Below are 18,790 nucleotides of genomic sequence, written 5' to 3'. Positions count from 1 at the left end.
TTATCCGCGCTCCTGGCTCTTGGCCGGCGCCGGGCCGGTGGCCGGGGCGTCCTTGCCCTTGGCGCCGTTGGCGGCCGCGTCCTTGTCGCGCGGACGCTTGATGTTGACCGACAGGTTGAACTCCACCACCTTCTTGGCGGTCTTGCCCTGGCCCAGGCCGGTGGCCTTCACTTCGACCAGTTCCGGCCGCTCCAGCCACGGCGACACCCCGGCCAGGTTGCCCAGCAATTCGGAGACCCGCTCCTGCGACTGCGCGAACCCGCCGATCGCCACTTTCTGGCCTTCCTGCTTGAAGCCCTTGAGGTAGACGCCGGACGGGATCTGCTTGACCAGCTCGTCGAGCAGATAGACCGGCTGGTTGCGGTCGCCCTGCAAGTCTTCCACCGCCTGCTGGCGCGCCTTCAGCGCCTCGATTTCCTGCTTCAGCGTGGCGATCTCGGCGATCTTCTTGTCGAGGCCGGAAATCGCGGTCTTGATCACGTGGTTGCGTTCGTTCTGGATGGAGATGGCGCGGGCGTTGTAACCGCCCACCAGCAGCACCACGCCGACGCCGACGATGGCGCCCAGCGCCAGCAGCGCGAAGAAGGCCGCCTTTTTCTGTTTGCGCTTTTCCTCGCGGTGCGGCAGCAGGTTAATCTTAATCATCAGCCGAACCTCCGCATGGCCAGGCCGCAGGCGACCAGGTAGGCCGGGGCGTCGCTGCGCAGCTGCGATTCGCGCACCGAGGCGGCCAGCTGCATGCCCTTGAACGGCGAGATCACGGCGCTGGAGATCTTGGTGCGGCTGGCCACCAGTTCCAGCAGGCCCGGCAGCAGCGCGCAGCCGCCGGCCAGGAACAATTGGTCGACCCGCGTGTAGGGCGTGGAGGTGTAGAAGAACTGGATCGCCCGCGTCACTTCCAGCGCCGCGCTTTCCAGGAAGGGCGTCAGCAGCTCGGCGTGGTAATTGTCGGGCAGGTCGCCGGATTTCTTGCGCGTCTCGGCCTCGTCGAAGCTCATGCCGTAGGAGCGCACGATGTCCTGGGTCAGCGCGTTGCCGCCGAAGGGCTGCTCGCGCTCGTAGACGGTGACGCCGTCCAGCATCACGGAAATATGGGTGACCTGGGCGCCGATCTGGAACAGCGCCACCACCTGGCCGGCGCCCGCTTCGGGCAGCTGGGAAGTCACGCGGTCGAGCGCGGCGCGGGCGGCGTAGGATTCGATGTCCATCACGGTGGCCTTGAGGCCGGACGCCTCGGCGATGGCGACCCGGTCCTCGACCTTCTCGCGGCGCGAGGCGGCCAGCATCACTTCGATGTCTTCCGGCGAGTTGGCGGCCGGGCCGATGACGTCGAAGTCCAGGCTGACCTCGTCGAGCGCGAACGGGATGTACTGGCTCGCCTCGGATTCGACCTGCACTTCCAGCTGGTCTTCCGACATGCCGGCCGGCAGGATGATTTTCTTGGTGATGACGGAGGCGGGCGGCATGCCCAGCGCGACCAGCTTGGTGCGGGTGCCGCTTTTCTTCCACACCCGGCGCACCGCGTCGACCACCTGGTCCATGTTTTCGATATTGCCGTCGACCACGGCGCCGCGCGGCAGCGGCTCGGCGGCGTAGCGCTCCAGCCGGTACTCGCCCTTGCCGCCCTGCGCCAGTTCGACCAAGCGCACGCTGGAGGTGCTGATGTCGATGCCCACCAGCGGCGGGTTGCCCTGCCCCAGCAACGCCTTGATATCGATCATACGAGCCTCCCGGCGCCATGGCTGGCGCCTGTGTTTCTTTGCCGCCGAATCAACATTCGAACAGTTTGCATTGTGGAACTCGTTTGAAAACCAGCGTTTAGACAGCTTATATAAGACCGTACATTAAATCCTGCCTATATAAGTGTAAAGGTATTTCTATTGTGCACAATTGCCTTGGTGTGAGGGTTTCACCACACTTTTTTGACCTGCTGTAGCCTCAAAAACAACTCAGTTGTTTTGTTACTTACAGGCAAAAAACCCTGACGTCTGGCAGTGCGCGCCGCGGCACTTGCCGCTCGCTTATAATGACTCGCATACATAACAGAAAGATCGAACTGCATGGCTTCTTCCAATTCGGCACCTCCACCATCGAATCCGCCTGGCGCCTCCACCAAAGCCAAACCCGCATCCCGTTTCTTCCTTCTGGCCGGCCTGTCGGTGGTCGGACTGGGGCTGGTCGGGCTGCTGCTGGTGGTGTTCGGCCTGGCGATGGCCTACCCCAACCTGCCCGAACTCGACACGCTGACCGACTACCGGCCGAAAATGCCGCTGCGCATCTTCTCGGCCGATAACGTGCTGATCGGCGAGTTCGGCGAGGAGCGCCGCAACCTGGTGCGCATCAAGGACATCCCCGATGTGATGAAGAAAGCCGTGCTGGCGATCGAAGACGACCGCTTCTACGAGCACGGCGGGGTCGACTACACCGGCATCCTGCGCGCGGCCGTGCACAACGCCACCGGCGGCGCCAAGCAGGGCGCCTCCACCATCACCCAGCAGGTGGCCCGCAACTTCTTCCTGTCGAGCGAACAGACGCTCAAGCGCAAGGCCTACGAGGTGCTGCTGGCCTGGAAGATCGAGAAGAACCTCAGCAAGGACCAGATCCTCGAGGTGTATATGAACCAGATCTACCTGGGCCAGCGCGCCTACGGCTTTTCGTCGGCCGCACAAATCTATTTCGGCAAGAATCTGAAAGACATTAGCGTGGCCGAAGCGGCCATGCTGGCCGGCCTGCCGAAAGCGCCGTCGGCCTACAACCCGGTGGTCAACCCGAAGCGCGCGCGCACCCGCCAGCAGTACATCCTGCTGCGCATGCACGCCCTCGGCTACATCACCGACAAGCAGTTCGAAACGGCCAAGGCCGAGGAACTGAAGGTCAAGACCGACAGCAGCGAGTTCGGCGTGCACGCCGAGTACGTGGCCGAGATGGCGCGCCAGCTGGTCTACGAGCAGTTCAAGGAAGACACCTACACCCGCGGCCTGAACGTCTTCACCACCATCACCAAGGCCGACCAGGACGCCGCCTACCTGGCGCTGCGCAAGGGCGTGATGGACTACGAGAAGCGCCACGCCTATCGCGGCCCGGAAGCCTACATCGACATCCCGCAGAACAAGGAAGAAGCCGACGACGCGGTCGAGACCGAACTGGCCGACCACCCGGACAGCGACGACATCGTGGCCGCCATGGTGCTGGCCGCCACGCCGCAGCTGATCACCGCCGTCACCGCGACCGGCGAGGAAATCAAGATCAGCGGCGCCGGGCTGGAGATGGGCCGCTCGTGGCTGTCCGACAAGGCGGCGCCGAACAAGCGCATCCGCCGCGGCGCGGTGATCCGCGTCATGCAGGAGGGTAAGGATTGGCAAGTGACGCAGTTGCCGGAAATCGAATCGGCGTTTGTCGCGGCCGACACCCGCGACGGCGCCATCAAGGCCATGGTGGGCGGCTTCGACTTCAACCGCAGCAAATTCAACCACGTGACCCAGGCCTGGCGTCAGCCGGGCTCGTCGTTCAAGCCCTTCATCTATTCGGCCTCGCTGGAGCGCGGCCTGTCGCCGGCCACCATCATCAACGACGCGCCGATCTCGTTCGACGCCGGCCAGACCGGCGGCCAGGCCTGGGAGCCGAAGAACTACGACGGCAAGTACGAAGGTCCGATGACCATGCGGCGCGGCCTGACCAAGTCCAAGAACATGGTCTCGATCCGCATCCTGCACAAGATCGGCGCCAAGTACGGCCAGGAATACACCACCCGCTTCGGCTTCGACGCCGAGAAGAACCCGCCCTACCTGACCCTGGCGCTGGGCGCGGGCAACGTCACGCCGCTGCAGATGGCGGGCGCCTACGCGGTGTTCGCCAACGGAGGCTACAAGGTCAGCCCCTACCTGATCTCCAAGGTGACCGACGCGGACGGCAAGATCCTGTCGCAAGCCAATCCGGACAAGGCCGGCGACGAGAAGAACCGCGTCATCGACGAGCGCAACGCCTTCATGATGGACAGCATGTTGAAAGACGTGGTGCGCTTCGGCACGGCGACCAAGGCGCTGGTGCTCAAGCGTCCCGACCTGTCGGGCAAGACCGGCACCACCAACGATTCGATCGACGCCTGGTTCGCCGGCTACCAGCCGCACCTGGTGGGCATCGCCTGGATCGGCTACGACCAGCCCAAGAACCTGGGCAACCGCGAAACCGGCGGCGGCCTGGCGCTGCCGATCTGGATCAGCTACATGCAGAAGGCGCTGAAGAACATCCCGATCGAGGAGCGGGCGGTGCCGGAAGGCGTGATGCTGGTGGGCGACGAGTACTACTACGCGGAGAATCCGCCGGGCAGCGGCGTGCACAACATCGACGGCGCCTCGCACGGCACGCCGGCCGAGGAAAAAGCCAAGGATGCCGTCAAAAACGAGTTGTTCTAAAAACCGAAACAAACCAAGGGGCCGCAAGGCTCCTTGTTTATTGAAAGTCCATTCCAGGAAGATGTATGAAGTTTTTGTTTTCTTTTATTGTCTTGTTCTCTGCGTTGTCCGCCTTCGCTGCGGATGAGAGTAAATTTGCCGTGGAGGCGGTAGCTTTTCTAGATGCCGAGCTTCCACAGATGGATCAGGCCGTCGCTAACAAGGACCGCAGCTATTTTGCTCCGGCACATGCCCGCGTGCAGGCGTTTTTCGATGGCTGGAACACCCAGGACGCCACCGCATTGGAGCGCTATCCATCCTGCGCTCATGCGATGAGCGATTTTCTTATTGCGGGCCTATGTAAAATCTCACGTCCGGGCACTCTTTGCGAACCCGAGACTTTCTTCCCAAAAGTGGACAACCATATTGAACAATGCCGCATCTCTGTCAAGTCGGAACAGAGAATAAAAGAACTTCAGCCAACAACTTGGCAGGCTGGCTAACGGCCAGTGGACTAAACCGCTCGCGCGGTAGGACTTCGATTAACGGTGACTCGTAGTTGACTGAGTGGCTCCGGTTTCTATCGTGAAACAGAGGTAATTCGCTTCGTTTCCGACAGGAGCCAAGCCATGAAAGCGCAAATCAGTACCACCAGCCCGCTGCGCCAGCGGATGATCGACGACATGCGCATGCGCAAGCTCGCGCCCAAGACGCAGCAGCACTACGTGCGTGCCGTGCGCCGGTTCGCGGTGTTTCTCGGGCGCTCGCCCGCTACGGCCAGCAGAGAAGACCTGCGGCGCTATCAGCTGTACCTGGTGGACCAGGGCACATCGCCAGTCTCGCTCAACGCCGCCATCACCGGATTGAAGTTCTTTTTTGACGGGACGGTCGATCATCCGGAATTAATGGCCAAGATACGTCCGGTACGGGTACCGGATACCCTTCCCGTGATACTGAGCCGTGAAGAAGTTAGCCGGCTGATCATCGCCGCCGGCAACCTCAAGCATCAAACGGCGCTCGCGCTAGCCTATGCCACAGGGCTGCGCGCCAGCGAGGTGGTCGCCCTCAAAGTCAGCGACATCGACAGCGAGCGCATGACGCTGCGCGTGCAGCAGGGCAAGGGCCAGAAGGACCGCTATGCCATGCTCGCGCCGGTGTTGCTTGAACGCCTGCGCGTATGGTGGCGTGTGGCACGCGCCCAGGGCAAGATGCCAGACGGCGGCTGGCTGTTTCCCGGGCTCGATCCGATCAATCAGCTCAGCACACGTCAGCTCAATCGGGCCATTCACGCAGCCGCGCACGAGGCCCAGATCGACAAGCGCGTTTCGATGCATACGCTGCGCCATAGTTTTGCCACCCATCTGCTGGAACAGAAGGTCGACATCCGTGTCATCCAGGTGATGCTTGGCCACAAGAAACTCGACACCACCGCTCGCTACGCCCAGGTCGCCACCGAAATGCTGCGCGAGGTGATCAGCCCATTGGAGGCCGTGCAATAGCGTACGGCCGTGGGCACGACACGGCCGGCCCTGGAAGTTGCCGACATCTTCCGCCGCCACGGCTCGGCTTGGCAGCAGACGGAGCGCTTGAGCCTGGGCCAGCTCAAGGTGATGTCGGCCATCGAACAGTGCCGCACTGCGGCGCTGGGAGGACACGCGTTGCGTTGCGACGCCTGCGGCCACACGGAAATGGCTTACAACTCATGCCGCAACCGGCACTGCCCGAAGTGTCAGGCCAAGGCCGCCAAGCGCTGGCTCGACGCGCGCCAGGCCGATCTGCTGCCGGTCGAGTACTACCATGTGGTGTTCACGCTGCAGGCCCCGATCGCGGCCATCGCCTGGTACGACAAGGCCGTGGTCTATGGCCTGCTGTTCGATATCGCCGCCGACACTCTGCGCACCATCGCCGCCGACCCCAAGCACCTGGGGGCGCAGATCGGCATGACGATGGTCCTACACACCAGGGGATCGGCGCTGACGCACCATCCCCACGTGCATGGCATCGTCCCGGGAGGAGGACTGTCGTCTGACGGCGAGCGCTGGGTGGCCTGCAAGCACGGCTTTTTCTTGCCAGTACGGGTGCTCTCGCGCCTGTTCCGACGGCGTTTCCTTGAAGCGCTCGCGCAGGCCCACGGCACCGGGCGCCTTCAGTTCTTCGGCGAGTATGCCGCACTGGCAGGGGCGCGTGCCTTCACCGATTGGCTGGCACCACTGCGTAAATGCGAATGGGTCGTCTATGCCAAGCGACCATTCGCCGGCCCGCAGGCCGTGCTGGCCTATCTGTCCCGCTATACCCACCGGGTGGCCATTTCGAACCAGCGCCTCGTTGCGCTCGATGAGCGAGGCGTCACGTTTCGCTGGAAGGATTACCGCGCCAAGGGGCGGGGCCCGGTGAAGGCCATGACGCTCTCGGCCGCCGAATTCATGCGCCGTTTCCTGTTGCACGTCCTGCCGGGCGGCTTTCACCGCATCCGTCACTACGGGCTGCTTGCCAATGCCGGTCGCAGGGAACATCTCGCGCGCGTGCGGCAATTATTGCAGGTTCCCGTCGAGGTCCGCCAAGCCAGGGATCTGAGAACCGAGGCTCCCCAGCCAACCTCCGTCTGCCCTCATTGCGGCGCCGCCATGGTCATCACCGAGACTTTGCCACGCCTCTACTCGATCCGGGCGCCGCCAGCGTTGGGAGTGATGATATGACATAGGCCCTTAAGATGCTTACCACCGGGCCACCACCGTCGGCGCCGCGATCCGCCGCAGGAGGACGGCTGCGTCGTGCTCGGAATTTCCGCTCTGCCCTGCATGGTGTAGCTTCCGGAGAGCGATACGATGGCTTGGCTGGCGTGCCGAAAGTGCCGCCGAAAACCGCATTGGCTGTCTCTCCGGGGTGTTTCACGAGCATCGGATCAGTCAAATCCCCATAAACCACCAGCCTACTCGTGCCGCAGCAACTTCTCCCGCGGTTTCCTCCCTTGATGCTTGTACGACGCCTGCCAGCTGGCACTAGCGGCACTAGCGGCACTATTGCATTTTCGATAAATGGCAGGCATCCTACAACCCTTAATAGTTGCAGGCCTTTGGAATAAGCACGGACGAGAAATTGGGACGAGTGATATGAGAACGTACGAGACTTTCGATGATGCGAAACTTTTGGCTCAAGACGTACTATCAAAATCGTTTGATGCAAACATAGGTTGCGCACTGATTGCGTCTATCGCTGCGAAGCTTCATTATCCGGAATCCTTGGAATTATTTTCCGCCTTAGCTCATGACCAATCTGGGCATGTTGAGGTTGGAATCTTGGCCGCCGACTGCGTGGATGAGATTTTTGAGGCTTGCCGCGCGTTATTGGTATGTTCGGCCACAGAGCACCACGACATCTAGCGGCCAGGAATAGCCGCTCAACTATGGTGTTCAAATATGAAATTTAAGCAATACGATGTAGTCAGGCTTATAGCATTCAAGGTGCAACAGGCTGCGCTGAGTGATGACTCAAATCTACGACAGCCCGCAGTCGGTGATGTCGCAACCATCATTGAACTTTATTCCTCACCGCCAGGTTACGAATTGGAGTGCAGTGATGCAGGAGGTATTACGCAATGGCTATTTGCGTTTCGACCTGAAGATGTCGTGTTAGAGTTACGCCGTTAACTTGGCAGAGAACGTTAAGGGTTGTCCGATGCCGGCCGCCGCCACAGGCCAGAACTAATGCGCGCAGCCGCTCCCGGCCGGCATCGGACAACCCTTAACGATAGCGGACCTGGCACTTCTTAGCGCATCCGCCATCCTGTTACAGGGAAAACCTCGAAGCGATGGATCTTATGGCTCTAACACCACCGGGCTACCGCCCTGGGCGGTGACCATCTCGGACAGCGAGTAGAACAGCTCGGAACCGTCGCGGGTATTGAGCCACTTGCCGTCCTTCTGCTTGTAGTGGTAGCCGCCCGAACGGGAGGCCACCCACAGCTCCTGCATCGCCGCCTGGCTGTTGACGATGATCTTGGAACCATTGTCGATAAACTCGATCTCCAGCACGTTGCCGCTGCGGCTGCACTCGACGTCGAGCATGTCCTCGTCGTTCAAACGGTCCAGCGCGGCCGCGATGGTGGTGAGGGTGGCCTCGGCCTGCGCCAGGAATTCTGATTCGCCCATGCTACACTCCAGTATCTATAGTCAATCCATGATTTTATCGTGAAGTCCACATTCCGTTTGTTTATCGGCTCAGTGAGCGGCATAACCGCCCTGTGCCTGACCGTCTTGTTGAGCGGCTGCGGCCAACCCGGCCCGCTGTACCTGCCCAAGGCTCCACCGGCCAAGCCTGCCAAGAGCACTGAAGCTGCCCCGGTTCTATCCACTCCAGCACCCCAAAAATAATCCTTATGTCGCAATTTTCTTATGTAAATGGCGTGCTGCACGCCGAGGGCGCGTCGCTTGCCGCCATCGCCGAGCAGTTCGGCACCCCGACCTACGTCTACTCGAAGGCGGCGCTGCTGGCCAACTTCGCCTCCTACGCCGACGCCTGCGCCGGCCGCGACGCGCTGGTCTGCTACGCCATGAAGGCCAACTCCAACCTGGCCATCCTCGACCTGCTGGCACGCCAGGGCGCCGGTTTCGACATCGTCTCCGGCGGCGAGCTGCTGCGCGTGCTGGCGGCGGGCGGCGATCCGCGCAAGGTGATCTTCTCCGGCGTCGGCAAGAGCGTGGACGAAATGCGCCTGGCGCTGTCGCACGACATCCTGTGCTTCAACGTCGAATCGATCCCCGAGTTGCACCGCCTGAACGAAGTGGCCGGCTCGATGGGCAAGACCGCGCGCGTGTCGCTGCGCGTCAACCCCAACGTCGACGCCAAGACCCATCCCTACATCGCGACCGGCCTGAAGGCCAACAAGTTCGGCGTGGCCTTCGACGACGCGCTCGACACCTACCGCGCGGCCGCCAAGCTGGCGCACCTGGAGGTGGCCGGCATCGACTGCCACATCGGCTCGCAATTGCTGGACGACGCGCCGCTGCTGGAGGCGCTGGACCGCCTGATCGAGCTGATCGACAAGCTGGGCGACGAGGGCATCGTGCTGCACCACCTGGACATCGGCGGCGGCATCGGCATCAACTACGGCGAAGCGGGCGAAGCGGCGCCGGTGCCGGTGGGCGACTACCTGGGCCGGCTGTTCGCCAGGATCGACGCCTGGCGCGCGGCGCGCCACGCCGGCCAGCCGATCAAGGTGATCTTCGAGCCGGGCCGCTCGATCGTCGGCGACACCGGCGTGCTGCTGACCAAGGTCGAGTTCATCAAGCACGGCGAAGAAAAGAATTTCTGCGTGGTCGATGCGGCGATGAACGACATGGCGCGTCCGGCGCTGTACCAGGCGTGGATGGACATGCAGCCGGTGGTGCAGGGCAAGCCTGGCGCGTTGACGTATGACGTGGTGGGGCCGATCTGCGAATCGGGCGACTGGCTGGCGCGCGACCGCGAGCTGGCGGTGGCCGCCGGCGACCTGCTGGTGATGCACAGCGCCGGCGCCTACGGCATGACGATGGCGTCCAACTACAACACGCGCGGCCGCGCGGCGGAAATCATCGTCGATGGCGGCCTGTGCCACGTGGTGCGCCAGCGCGAGAACCCGGCCGACCTGTACGCGCTGGAAGCGTTGATCAAGTAAGCCGTTCAGCCAGCAAACAAAAGCCGGCCGCCTCACCGCCGGCGGCTTTTTTCATGCGGGCTGCCCCTCGGCAAATATCTCTTTGATGTCCTTGGCATCCAAAAGACGATCGAACCAAAGATCCACATCCTCCATGTCCGCCCAGTCGATGCGGCTCCGCAGCTTTCTCGAAAGTTTGCCAAAACGTTTGGTCAGCATTATTTTCAGTCGATTCTTATGCCCAAACAATTCCGCTTCAGAGCGGAAGATATCTCCAAATGTCTTAAATTCCGGGGTAGCCATTGCAGCGCTCCTCTCGAAAGAACTCGCTAAATCAATAGTACGCTCGCCTGCGAGGTGCTGCAATTGGCGTGCGCCCCATCGCCCCATGATTTCCATCACGCCATCGGTAACGATATGGCGTTGTAATTTCTTGAGCTCAATTGCCAGGTCAGATACTGCATGCGTGCGTTCAATACGGAACGCCAACGCGGCGAAATTACTTACCAACGCCAGGTCAGAGGAGTTCAGTCGCTGTTGATCAATCAGCAGATATTGTTGCGTAGCTTGCAGATACCGGAGATCGGATGGGACACCAGCGACAAGCTCGGTCAAATTTAAACAGGCCTTCCATGGCCGCTTCCCGTTATAAAGCACAACCGGAAACACCGGAGGCAGCCTGTCAGGTTGTGGCAATTCATGGCGCTTGATCAGGTCCTGGTACAACAGGCCAATGTAGACCTGCATACGCAACGCCATCCAATGATCGGAGCGGGATTGGAATTCAAGCAGCAGGTAGATGTAGATCCACTCGCCGGCGAGACGCACGCGCCAGACCATGTCATTGTGGCGATGGTGGCCACCTTCGCTGACGTAGCTGCCGTTGACACGCTCGAAGCTGGTCAGGTCCAGTTGGCGCACCCAGTCGCCAGGGACGAAACCCAGCAGCAGGTCGCGCACCATTTCTGGATGCGCGAACAGTTGCTTGTATGCGGTGTCGTCCTCGCTAGCCATCGGCTCAGTGTAGCGAGGTGCAGCGCGCCGCTGTTGGGCGCGCTCAAAGGGGTGTTAGCGCGCTGCCGCCAGCGCCTTGCTGCGCGCCCAGACCACGCGCACCAGCAGCAGCGATCCAAGGATCACGCCGAAGATGATCGGTTGCGTGAAGTTGTGCTTGCCCGCCTTCATCCACCAGAAGTGCAGGATGGCCAGCGGCGCGATCACGTACACCAGCCGATGCAGCCACTGCCAGCGCTTGCCGCCCAGACGCTTGACCATGGCGTTGGTGCTGGTCGCCGCCAACGGCAGCAACAGCACAAAGGCGATGAAGCCCACCGTGATGAAGGGCCGCTTCAGCACATCCTTCCACATCTCCTGCAGGTCGAAGAAATGGTCGAACCACAGGAAGGTCATGAAGTGCAGCAAGCCGTAGAAGAACATGTACAGCCCCAGCATGCGGCGCAGCTTGATCAGCCAGTTCCATTTGCTCAGCCTGCGCAGCGGCGTCACCGCCAGGGTGAAGCACAGGAAGTACAAAGTCCAGTCGCCGGTGCCGCGCGTGAGGAACTCCAGCGGTTCGACCAGTTGCCCGGTCAAGGTCAGGTAGACCATGCGCGCCAGCGGCACCAGCGCCAGCACGAAGATGGCGGCCTTGATCAGGCTGGCCTGACGCGGGGAAGGATGGAACGCCATACGCTTAGAAGAACTTCTTCAGGTCCATGCCGGCATACAGCGGCGCGACGTCGGCGTAGCCGTTGAACATCAGCGTCTTGCGCTTGCGGGCCAGGAAGCCGTCCTCGCCGATGCGGCGCTCGGACGCCTGCGACCAGCGCGGGTGGTCCACCTCGGGATTCACGTTCGAATAGAAGCCATACTCGTTCGGCGCCGACAGATTCCACGAGGTGCGCGGCTGCTCCTTGACGAAGCGGATCTTGACGATGGACTTGGCCGACTTGAAGCCGTACTTCCAGGGCAGCACCATGCGCACCGGTGCGCCGTTCTGGTTGGCCAGCGTTTCGCCGTACATGCCCAGCGTCAGCAAGGCCAGCGGATGATTGGCTTCGTCGATGCGCAAGCCCTCGGTGTACGGCCATTGCAGCACGCGGCTGCCGACGCCCGGCATCTGCTTCTTGTCGGCCAGCGTGACGAACTCCACGTACTTGGCGTTGCTGGTCGGCTCGACCTTCTTGATGATCTCGGAGAACGAATAACCGATCCACGGAATGACCATCGACCAGCCCTCGACGCAGCGCAGCCGGTAGACGCGCTCTTCCAGCGGCGCCAGCTTGAGCAGCGCGTCGATGTCCAGGGTCATCGGCTTGTGCACTTCGCCTTCGATGCTCACCGTCCACGGACGGGTCTTGAGCGTGTTGGCGTACATCGCCGGCTCGCTCTTGTCGGTGCCGAATTCGTAGTAGTTGTTGTAGCTGGTGGCGTCCTTGTACGGCGTCTGCTTGTCGAGCGCCGAGTAGGAGGGATTGAGCTTGGCGGCCAGCCTGGGGTTGGCGCCCTGCGCGAACGCTTCGCGGTTGGCCATCTCCAGCAGCGCGGCGCTGCCGATGGCGCCGGCGGCGATCTGCTTGATGAAGCTGCGGCGCGATTCGTAGACTTCGCGCGAGGTGATTTCTGATGAAAACGGCAACTCGATGCCGTTGGGGCTACGCTTGATCAGCATGCTGACTCCAAAGAAAGTGCAAGGTTGAGACTTGGTCGCCCCAATAGCCTGAACCTTACACCAAACTTGGCCAGCAAAAGTTCACATCGCGTTTACAACTTGCCGTAGGAATGCAGACCGGACAGGAACATGTTCACGCCCAGGAAGGCGAAGGTGGTCACCAGCAGGCCCACCAGCGCCCACCAGGCCGCCGGACGGCCGCGCAGGCCCGTCATCAGGCGCATGTGCAGCCAGGCCGCGTAGTTGAGCCAGACGATCAGCGCCCAGGTTTCTTTCGGATCCCACGACCAGTAGCCGCCCCACGCCTCGGCCGCCCACAGCGCGCCGAGGATGGTGGCGATGGTGAAGAAGGCGAAGCCGGCCGAGATGGCCTTGTACATGACGTCGTCCAGCACTTCCTCCGACGGCAGGCGGTCGACCAGGCGGCCCGAGGTTTTCAGCAGATAGGCGGCCGCCACCATTGCCGCCAGGGCAAAGTTGCCATAACCGATGAAGTTGGCCGGCACGTGGATCTTCATCCACCAGCTTTGCAGCGCCGGCAGCAGCGGCTGGATGTCGGCGGCGTCGCGCGAGGTGGTGTACCAGAACAGGAAGCCGATCGCGGCGGTGATCACCATGGTGACGAAGGCGCCCAGCTGGCGGGTGGCGTAGCGCTGCTCGAAGTACAGGTAGAACATCGCGGTGATCAGCGAGAACAGGATGAACACTTCGTACAGATTCGACACCGGGATGTGGCCGACGTCGGCGCCGATCAGGTAGGACTCGTACCAGCGCACCATCATGCCGGTCAGGCCCAGCACCACGGCGGCCCAGCACAGCTTGGAGCCGATGCTGGAGGCCATCTCCGAGCGCGCGGCCAGGCCGATCACGTAGAACAAGGTCGACAGGCAGAACATCACGCTCATCCACAGGATCGCGGACTGGCTCGACAGCATCATGCGCAGCCAGAATTTCTTGGTGCCGTTATCGAGCTCGCCGGCGTACATGGCGATCGCGCCCAGCGCCAGCAGCGCCACCAGCGGCATCAGCCAGCGCGCCGGCTTCCAGTGCCAGCCCAGCGCGGCGAACGCCGGCGCGGCGGCCAGCAGGATGCCCTTCTCGTAGACGTCCATGTAGTGGCCGTAGGTGTTCAGGCCGTACAGCGAGCCGGCCAGCAGCGCCAGCGCGAACACCCAGTCGAACGCAGTCAGGCGCTTGAAGTAGCCGGGCGCCTGGGTATAGGTTCGTGTCGATTGCGTCAGTTCCATCATTTATCTCCGTGGCTGCTACAGCTTACGCCGATTGCGGCAGCTTTTCTTTCAAAGTTTCAAACTCGCGCTCGAAGTCCAGCGTCTTGCGCTGGGTGCTCATGGCCATCAGCGCTTCCGCGCCGTCGCCGTCGTCCTTGATCCAGACCCACAGGCGGCGCTCGCGGATGTAAAACATCGAGAATACACCCAGCACCAGGAACACACAGCCCAGGTAGACCACCTTCTTGCCCGGCGAGCGGGTGACCTGGAACACCGAGGCCTGGACCTGGGTGAAGTCGTCCAGCTGCAGGTAGACCGGGGCGCCGTAGAAGAAGGCGTCCGACAGGGCGTTGGTGGCCAGCTGCAGGAAGCGGGCGTGCTGCTCGTCGGCGCTGACCGGCTCCAGGCCGTCCTTGGCGCGCGCGGCCTGCCACAGGTCCCACAGGCTGCCGTTGAGGATCTTCATGAACACATCGGCGGCCTTTTCCTGCTCGGCGCCCGGGATCTTTTCCAGGAACTGCGAGATGGCCATGAAGCCGGCAGCCTTGTCGTTGCCGGCGAAAATGGTCAGGCTCTTCTCGGCCGAGGCTTGCAGCTGGCCGCGCAGCGCGTCGCCATGGGCCGACTGCGGCGTGGCGCGTTCGGCGTAATGTTTGGCGGCGGCGGCGCGCAGGCCGGCGTCGCTGAGCGCGGCGCGCAGGCGCATCCATTCGTTGACGCTGTGGGCGTCGTCGGCCGGGATGCGCAGGAAGCTGAACGGGTCCGACGGATTGACGCGCATGCCGGCCAGGAACACCGTGGCGCCGTCCACCGTCACCGGCTGCATGTAGTTCTGGTACTCGCGCGCCTGGCCGGTCTTGTCGCGCAGCTTGTAGGTCACGCTGGGGCCGACGTTCTTCAAGTCCTTGTTGTTGGCGTTGCGGCCGGCCGAGCCGGTGTGCTTGTCGAGGCTGTTGGCGAACTGCTCTTCCAGGCTCTTGCCCTTGGTGACGGCGCGCGCGTCCTGCGCGGCCGCCAGGTTCTCGACGTTGAACGGACGGAAGCCCGACCACTCGACGCTGTAGGCCTCGCCCATGGCGGTGCTGCCGCCGACTTCGCCGGCGATGTCGAACTTGGTGGTGGCCGCGCCCACCATCGGGAAGCCGGTCAGCTTGAGCTTGCTGCCGCCGTCGTCAAAGCTGGACTGGTAGATCGCCAGGCCCTGGTACAGCAAGGGCTTGTTGACTTCGATGACGGCCTTGATCACCTCGCCGCTGGCGTGGTCGCGCACTTCCACCTCGCTGGCGAACAGCTTGGGCATGCCGGTGGAGTAGAAATCGATGGTGAATTTTTTCAGCTTGATGGTGACCGGCAAGTCCTGGATCAGCACACCGTCGGGGCGGGTGATGATGGCGCTTTCGCTGGACTGGCCTTCCGGGATCATGGTGTTGCCGCGGAAGGTGGGATTGCCCAGGCCGAGGCGGCTCTTGGCCGGCACTGCCGAGATCAAGCCGCTGCCGTTGAACGGCACCTTGCCGAGGAACCATTCCTGCAGGCGGATCGGCACGTCCGAATCGAGCAGGCCGCCGATGCAGATGACGACGATGGCCGAGTGCGCGAAGATGTAGCCGAACTTGTTGGCCGCGCCCTGCTTGGCCGCCACCAGGGTGCCGTGCTCCTTGTCGACCAGCTTGACCTTGTAGCCGGCGTCGGCCAGGCGGGCCGCGGTCTGCTGCGCCAGCGCGGCGCGCGCCAGCGGCGCGCGCCATTGCATCTTGTGGTGGAAATTGCGCAGCGAATTCTCGCGCACGTTCTCGCGCCAGCTGCGCATGTCCTTGAGCATCTTGGGGGCGTTGCGGATGATGCACAGCGAGGTCGACGTCACCAGCGCCGTCATCAGCAGCAGGAACCACCAGGCCGAGTACACGCCGTACAGGCCCAGCTTGCCGAACACCTCGAACCAGAACGGTCCGAACTGGTTGATGTAGTTGTTGGTCGCCTCGCCCTGCTTCATCACGGTGCCGACGATGGCGGCGATCGCGATCATCGCCAGCAGCGCGATGGCGAAACGCATGGAGGAAATCAGTTCGACGATTTCGCCGACGATGGGACGACGGGTCTTCAGTTCGATGCCGGTGGTGCTGGGGCTGCTGCTCATGCTGGAACTATCTCAAAAAAAGTATGCTGCCGGCAGCATATCAACAAAAAGGGCAGCCCGCTTACGCTGCCGCCCTCTATGCACTATCAGCTACGCCGCAACCCGGGGGCGCGGCCAGCTGCTTATTTCAAGCCGGCGACGTAATCGGCCACGGCTTTCATTTCCTCGTCCGACATGCGCTTGGCGATGGTGGTCATCTGCGCGCTGTTCTTGCGGCCGCCGGCCTTGAACAGGCCCAGCTGGGCTACCGTGTAATCCTGGTGCTGGCCGCCGATGCGCGGATATTGCACCGGGATGCCGGCGCCGGCCGCGCCGTGGCAGCTGGCGCAGGCAGGAACGTTCTTCTCGGCGATGCCGCCGCGATAGATCTTCTTGCCCAGTTCAACCGTGTCCTTGCTCTTCGCTGCGCCCGGCTTTTGCGCCTGGGCGGCCAGCCAGGCCGAGATGTTGTGTTTTTCCTCGTCCGTCAGCATCTTCGCGTAGGTGGTCATGACCGGTTGATTCCGGTCGTCGCCCGAAAAGTTCACCAGCTGCTTGTACAGATAGCCTTCGTGCTGGCCGGCCAGTTTGGGATTGACCGCGATGGTGGAGTTGCCGCCCGCGCCGTGGCAGGAGACGCATGCCGGCAGGCCGCGCGCGTTGTCGCCGCTGTCATACAGGGTGCCGCCTTTGGCCGCGTCGACTTTGGGCGCTGCCGCTTCGGCGTGGGCCGGTTTTTTTGCTTCTGTGGCGCTTGCGGTGCCCGCAATTGCCAGCAGGCCGACCAACAAGGAAGTTACAAACGGTGAAAACGCACGATTCATTCAAGCACCCTCAAAAAAGTTTGTCGAAAGTATGCCGCAGGCTAGGCACGAGATGCTATGGCAACACTTCGTAACCACTCATTGTACAATAGCTTTCCAGCATATTTGCTCCCTTTTGTTGCATTTTTCCCCATCCCATGTCCAAACTCTGGCAAGCCCGCTTCTTTACGACCGTTAACCAATTGCGCGATCTGCCCGACACTCACGTGCCGGAAATCGCCTTTGCAGGTCGCTCCAACGCCGGCAAATCGACCGCCATCAACATCCTGTGCAACCAGAAAGGCCTGGCGTTCGCGTCCAAGACCCCTGGCCGTACCCAGCACATCAACTACTTCTCGATCGGCGGCGCGCACATTGCGCAGCACCGCAAGGACCCGACCATCGTCGAGGAAATCGAGTGCCTGCTGGTCGACTTGCCGGGCTACGGCTACGCGGAAGTGTCCGGTTCAGCCAAGCTGCACTGGCAGCGCCTGCTGGGCGACTACGTCCAGCGCCGCGAACAGCTGGCCGCGCTGATCCTGATCATGGACTCGCGCCGCCCGTTCACCGACCTCGACATCCAGATGCTGGAATGGTTCGCCCCGACCGGCAAGCCGATTCATTGCATCCTGACCAAGGTTGACAAATTGAACCGCAACGAATCCGTCAACGTGCTGCGCCAGGCGAAAGCCAAGCTGGCCAGCTATGTCGACGAAGACGGCGAAGGTTTCCCGTTCACCGTACAACTGTTCTCCGCGCTCAAGCGCGTCGGCATCGAAGAAGCCAACGACAAGATCCTGGAACTGGCCGGCGTCACCGACGACGAAGCCGCCGCCCAGGTGCCATTGATCGAGATGGAAGACGACGCCGAGCCCGACGAGCAATAACCCCACTGTTACAGGAAAGTTTTAGCGATGCATAATCCACACGTTTCCGCCCAATTCCCCGCCATCCGCATGCGCCGCATGCGCCGCGACGCGTTTTCGCGCGCATTGATGCGTGAAAACAACGTCACGGCCGCGGACTTGATCTATCCGGTGTTTATCCTGGAAGGCACGCAGCAGCGCGAGCCGGTATTGTCGATGCCGGGCGTGGAGCGGGTGTCGGTGGATGTGCTGCTGAAAGTGGCGCAGGAATGCGTGGAGCTGGGCATCCCGGTGCTGGCGCTGTTCCCGGTGATCGACGCCGCCAAGAAGACCCCGGACGGCATCGAAGCGACCAATCCGGACGGCCTGGTGCCGCGCGCCGTGCGCACGCTGAAGCAGGCCTTCCCGCAGCTGGGCATTTTGACCGACGTCGCGCTGGACCCGTACACCAGCCACGGCCAGGACGGCCTGATCGACGACAACGGCTACGTGATCAACGACGTCACCACCGACATGCTGGTGCGCCAGGCCCTGTGCCAGGCCGACGCCGGCGTCGACGTGGTGGCGCCGTCGGACATGATGGACGGCCGCATCGGCGCGGTGCGCGCGGCGCTGGAAGCGCACGGCCACATCCACACCCGCATCATGGCGTACTCGGCCAAGTATGCGTCGGCCTTCTACGGCCCGTTCCGCGACGCGGTCGGCTCGGCCAAGAACCTGGGCAAGAGCGACAAGAACACCTACCAGATGGACCCGGCCAACAGCGACGAAGCCCTGCGCGAAGTGGGGCTGGACCTGGCCGAAGGCGCCGACATGGTGATGGTCAAGCCGGGCATGCCCTACCTGGACATCGTGCGCCGCGTAAAGGACGAGTTCAAAGTGCCGACCTTTGCCTACCAGGTCAGCGGCGAATACGCGATGATCAAGGCCGCCGCGCAAAACGGCTGGCTCGACCACGACAAAGTGATGATGGAGTCGATGCTGGCGTTCAAGCGCGCCGGCGCCGACGCCGTGCTGACCTACTTCGCGCTCGACGTCGCCCGCCTGCTGAAAGCGTAAAAACAACGGGGTCAAGTCTAAAA

Annotated in this window: 18 protein-coding genes; 9 read left to right on the top strand and 9 right to left on the bottom strand. The window is 62.4% G+C overall.

The window, feature by feature from the left end; translation table 11 throughout:
• Entirely contained in the window at window positions 1-645 is a 645-nt protein-coding gene (locus AC1RMD_RS22730; RefSeq protein WP_492929632.1) for a PilN domain-containing protein, read from the bottom strand.
• Window positions 645-1,721: a pilus assembly protein PilM gene (locus AC1RMD_RS22725; RefSeq protein ID WP_492929630.1), complete on the bottom strand. Its 1,077-nt coding sequence runs from the start codon at window positions 1,719-1,721 to the stop codon at window positions 645-647. Before AC1RMD_RS22725 ends, AC1RMD_RS22730 begins: the two co-directional genes overlap by 1 nt.
• Before the next feature lie 339 nt (window positions 1,722-2,060).
• Between AC1RMD_RS22725 and AC1RMD_RS22720 the strand changes: the two genes are divergently transcribed.
• The 5 genes from AC1RMD_RS22720 (at window position 2,061) to AC1RMD_RS22700 (ending at window position 8,038) form a co-directional block, all read left to right on the top strand.
• Window positions 2,061-4,412 (top strand): penicillin-binding protein 1A, encoded by a 2,352-nt coding sequence (locus AC1RMD_RS22720; RefSeq protein ID WP_492929628.1) that lies wholly within the window; start codon window positions 2,061-2,063, stop codon window positions 4,410-4,412.
• 65 nt (window positions 4,413-4,477) lie between these two features.
• On the top strand, window positions 4,478-4,894 hold the full coding sequence (locus AC1RMD_RS22715; RefSeq protein ID WP_492929626.1) for a hypothetical protein: 417 nt from the start codon (window positions 4,478-4,480) through the stop codon (window positions 4,892-4,894).
• 126 nt (window positions 4,895-5,020) lie between these two features.
• A complete protein-coding gene (locus AC1RMD_RS22710; protein ID WP_492929624.1) occupies window positions 5,021-5,890 on the top strand; it encodes a tyrosine-type recombinase/integrase in 870 nt (289 codons plus the stop codon).
• Window positions 5,891-5,899: 9 nt separating this feature from the next.
• The gene (locus AC1RMD_RS22705; protein ID WP_492929622.1) at window positions 5,900-7,087 is read left to right on the top strand and encodes an IS91 family transposase; all 1,188 of its coding nucleotides are present in this window, start codon (window positions 5,900-5,902) and stop codon (window positions 7,085-7,087) included.
• A gap of 720 nt (window positions 7,088-7,807) precedes the next feature.
• Window positions 7,808-8,038, top strand: a complete 231-nt coding sequence (locus AC1RMD_RS22700) for a hypothetical protein (RefSeq protein WP_492929620.1) — start codon at window positions 7,808-7,810, stop codon at window positions 8,036-8,038.
• A gap of 168 nt (window positions 8,039-8,206) precedes the next feature.
• Here the strand turns inward: AC1RMD_RS22700 and cyaY are convergent, their stop codons facing one another.
• Window positions 8,207-8,539: an iron donor protein CyaY gene (gene cyaY, locus AC1RMD_RS22695; RefSeq protein ID WP_492929618.1), complete on the bottom strand. Its 333-nt coding sequence runs from the start codon at window positions 8,537-8,539 to the stop codon at window positions 8,207-8,209.
• Between the two features lie 39 nt (window positions 8,540-8,578).
• Here cyaY and lptM point away from each other — a divergent pair, with 39 nt between their 5' ends.
• Both lptM and lysA read left to right on the top strand, forming a co-directional pair.
• Window positions 8,579-8,761: an LPS translocon maturation chaperone LptM gene (gene lptM / locus AC1RMD_RS22690; RefSeq protein ID WP_492929616.1), complete on the top strand. Its 183-nt coding sequence runs from the start codon at window positions 8,579-8,581 to the stop codon at window positions 8,759-8,761.
• 5 nt (window positions 8,762-8,766) lie between these two features.
• The gene (gene lysA / locus AC1RMD_RS22685) at window positions 8,767-10,044 is read left to right on the top strand and encodes a diaminopimelate decarboxylase (RefSeq protein ID WP_492929614.1); all 1,278 of its coding nucleotides are present in this window, start codon (window positions 8,767-8,769) and stop codon (window positions 10,042-10,044) included.
• Between the two features lie 51 nt (window positions 10,045-10,095).
• Here the strand turns inward: lysA and AC1RMD_RS22680 are convergent, their stop codons facing one another.
• From AC1RMD_RS22680 to AC1RMD_RS22655, 6 genes are all read right to left on the bottom strand, one after another.
• The gene (locus AC1RMD_RS22680; protein ID WP_492929612.1) at window positions 10,096-11,037 is read right to left on the bottom strand and encodes an Rpn family recombination-promoting nuclease/putative transposase; all 942 of its coding nucleotides are present in this window, start codon (window positions 11,035-11,037) and stop codon (window positions 10,096-10,098) included.
• Between the two features lie 54 nt (window positions 11,038-11,091).
• The gene (gene msrQ, locus AC1RMD_RS22675; protein WP_492929610.1) at window positions 11,092-11,712 is read right to left on the bottom strand and encodes a protein-methionine-sulfoxide reductase heme-binding subunit MsrQ; all 621 of its coding nucleotides are present in this window, start codon (window positions 11,710-11,712) and stop codon (window positions 11,092-11,094) included.
• A 4-nt stretch (window positions 11,713-11,716) separates the two neighbouring features.
• The gene (msrP, locus tag AC1RMD_RS22670) at window positions 11,717-12,694 is read right to left on the bottom strand and encodes a protein-methionine-sulfoxide reductase catalytic subunit MsrP (protein ID WP_492929608.1); all 978 of its coding nucleotides are present in this window, start codon (window positions 12,692-12,694) and stop codon (window positions 11,717-11,719) included.
• A 92-nt stretch (window positions 12,695-12,786) separates the two neighbouring features.
• Complete coding sequence (gene ccsB / locus AC1RMD_RS22665) at window positions 12,787-13,941, bottom strand: c-type cytochrome biogenesis protein CcsB (protein WP_492929854.1); 1,155 nt, start codon at window positions 13,939-13,941, stop codon at window positions 12,787-12,789.
• Between the two features lie 25 nt (window positions 13,942-13,966).
• The gene (locus AC1RMD_RS22660) at window positions 13,967-16,060 is read right to left on the bottom strand and encodes a cytochrome c biogenesis protein ResB (protein ID WP_492929606.1); all 2,094 of its coding nucleotides are present in this window, start codon (window positions 16,058-16,060) and stop codon (window positions 13,967-13,969) included.
• 122 nt (window positions 16,061-16,182) lie between these two features.
• Window positions 16,183-16,863, bottom strand: coding sequence for a c-type cytochrome (locus tag AC1RMD_RS22655; RefSeq protein WP_492929604.1), 681 nt, complete (start codon window positions 16,861-16,863; stop codon window positions 16,183-16,185).
• Window positions 16,864-17,000: 137 nt separating this feature from the next.
• On the opposite strand from AC1RMD_RS22655, the gene yihA reads away from it, so the two are divergent.
• Window positions 17,001-17,729, top strand: a complete 729-nt coding sequence (yihA, locus tag AC1RMD_RS22650; protein WP_217943639.1) for a ribosome biogenesis GTP-binding protein YihA/YsxC — start codon at window positions 17,001-17,003, stop codon at window positions 17,727-17,729.
• Between the two features lie 27 nt (window positions 17,730-17,756).
• On the top strand, window positions 17,757-18,767 hold the full coding sequence (gene hemB / locus AC1RMD_RS22645; RefSeq protein ID WP_492929602.1) for a porphobilinogen synthase: 1,011 nt from the start codon (window positions 17,757-17,759) through the stop codon (window positions 18,765-18,767).
• Window positions 18,768-18,790: the final 23 nt, after the last annotated feature.

It is taken from the genome of Duganella sp. GW822-FHT06D06 (assembly GCF_058799615.1).
The sequence above is the reverse complement of the archived record's forward strand: the minus strand, read 5'-3'. Positions and strand labels throughout refer to the sequence as shown.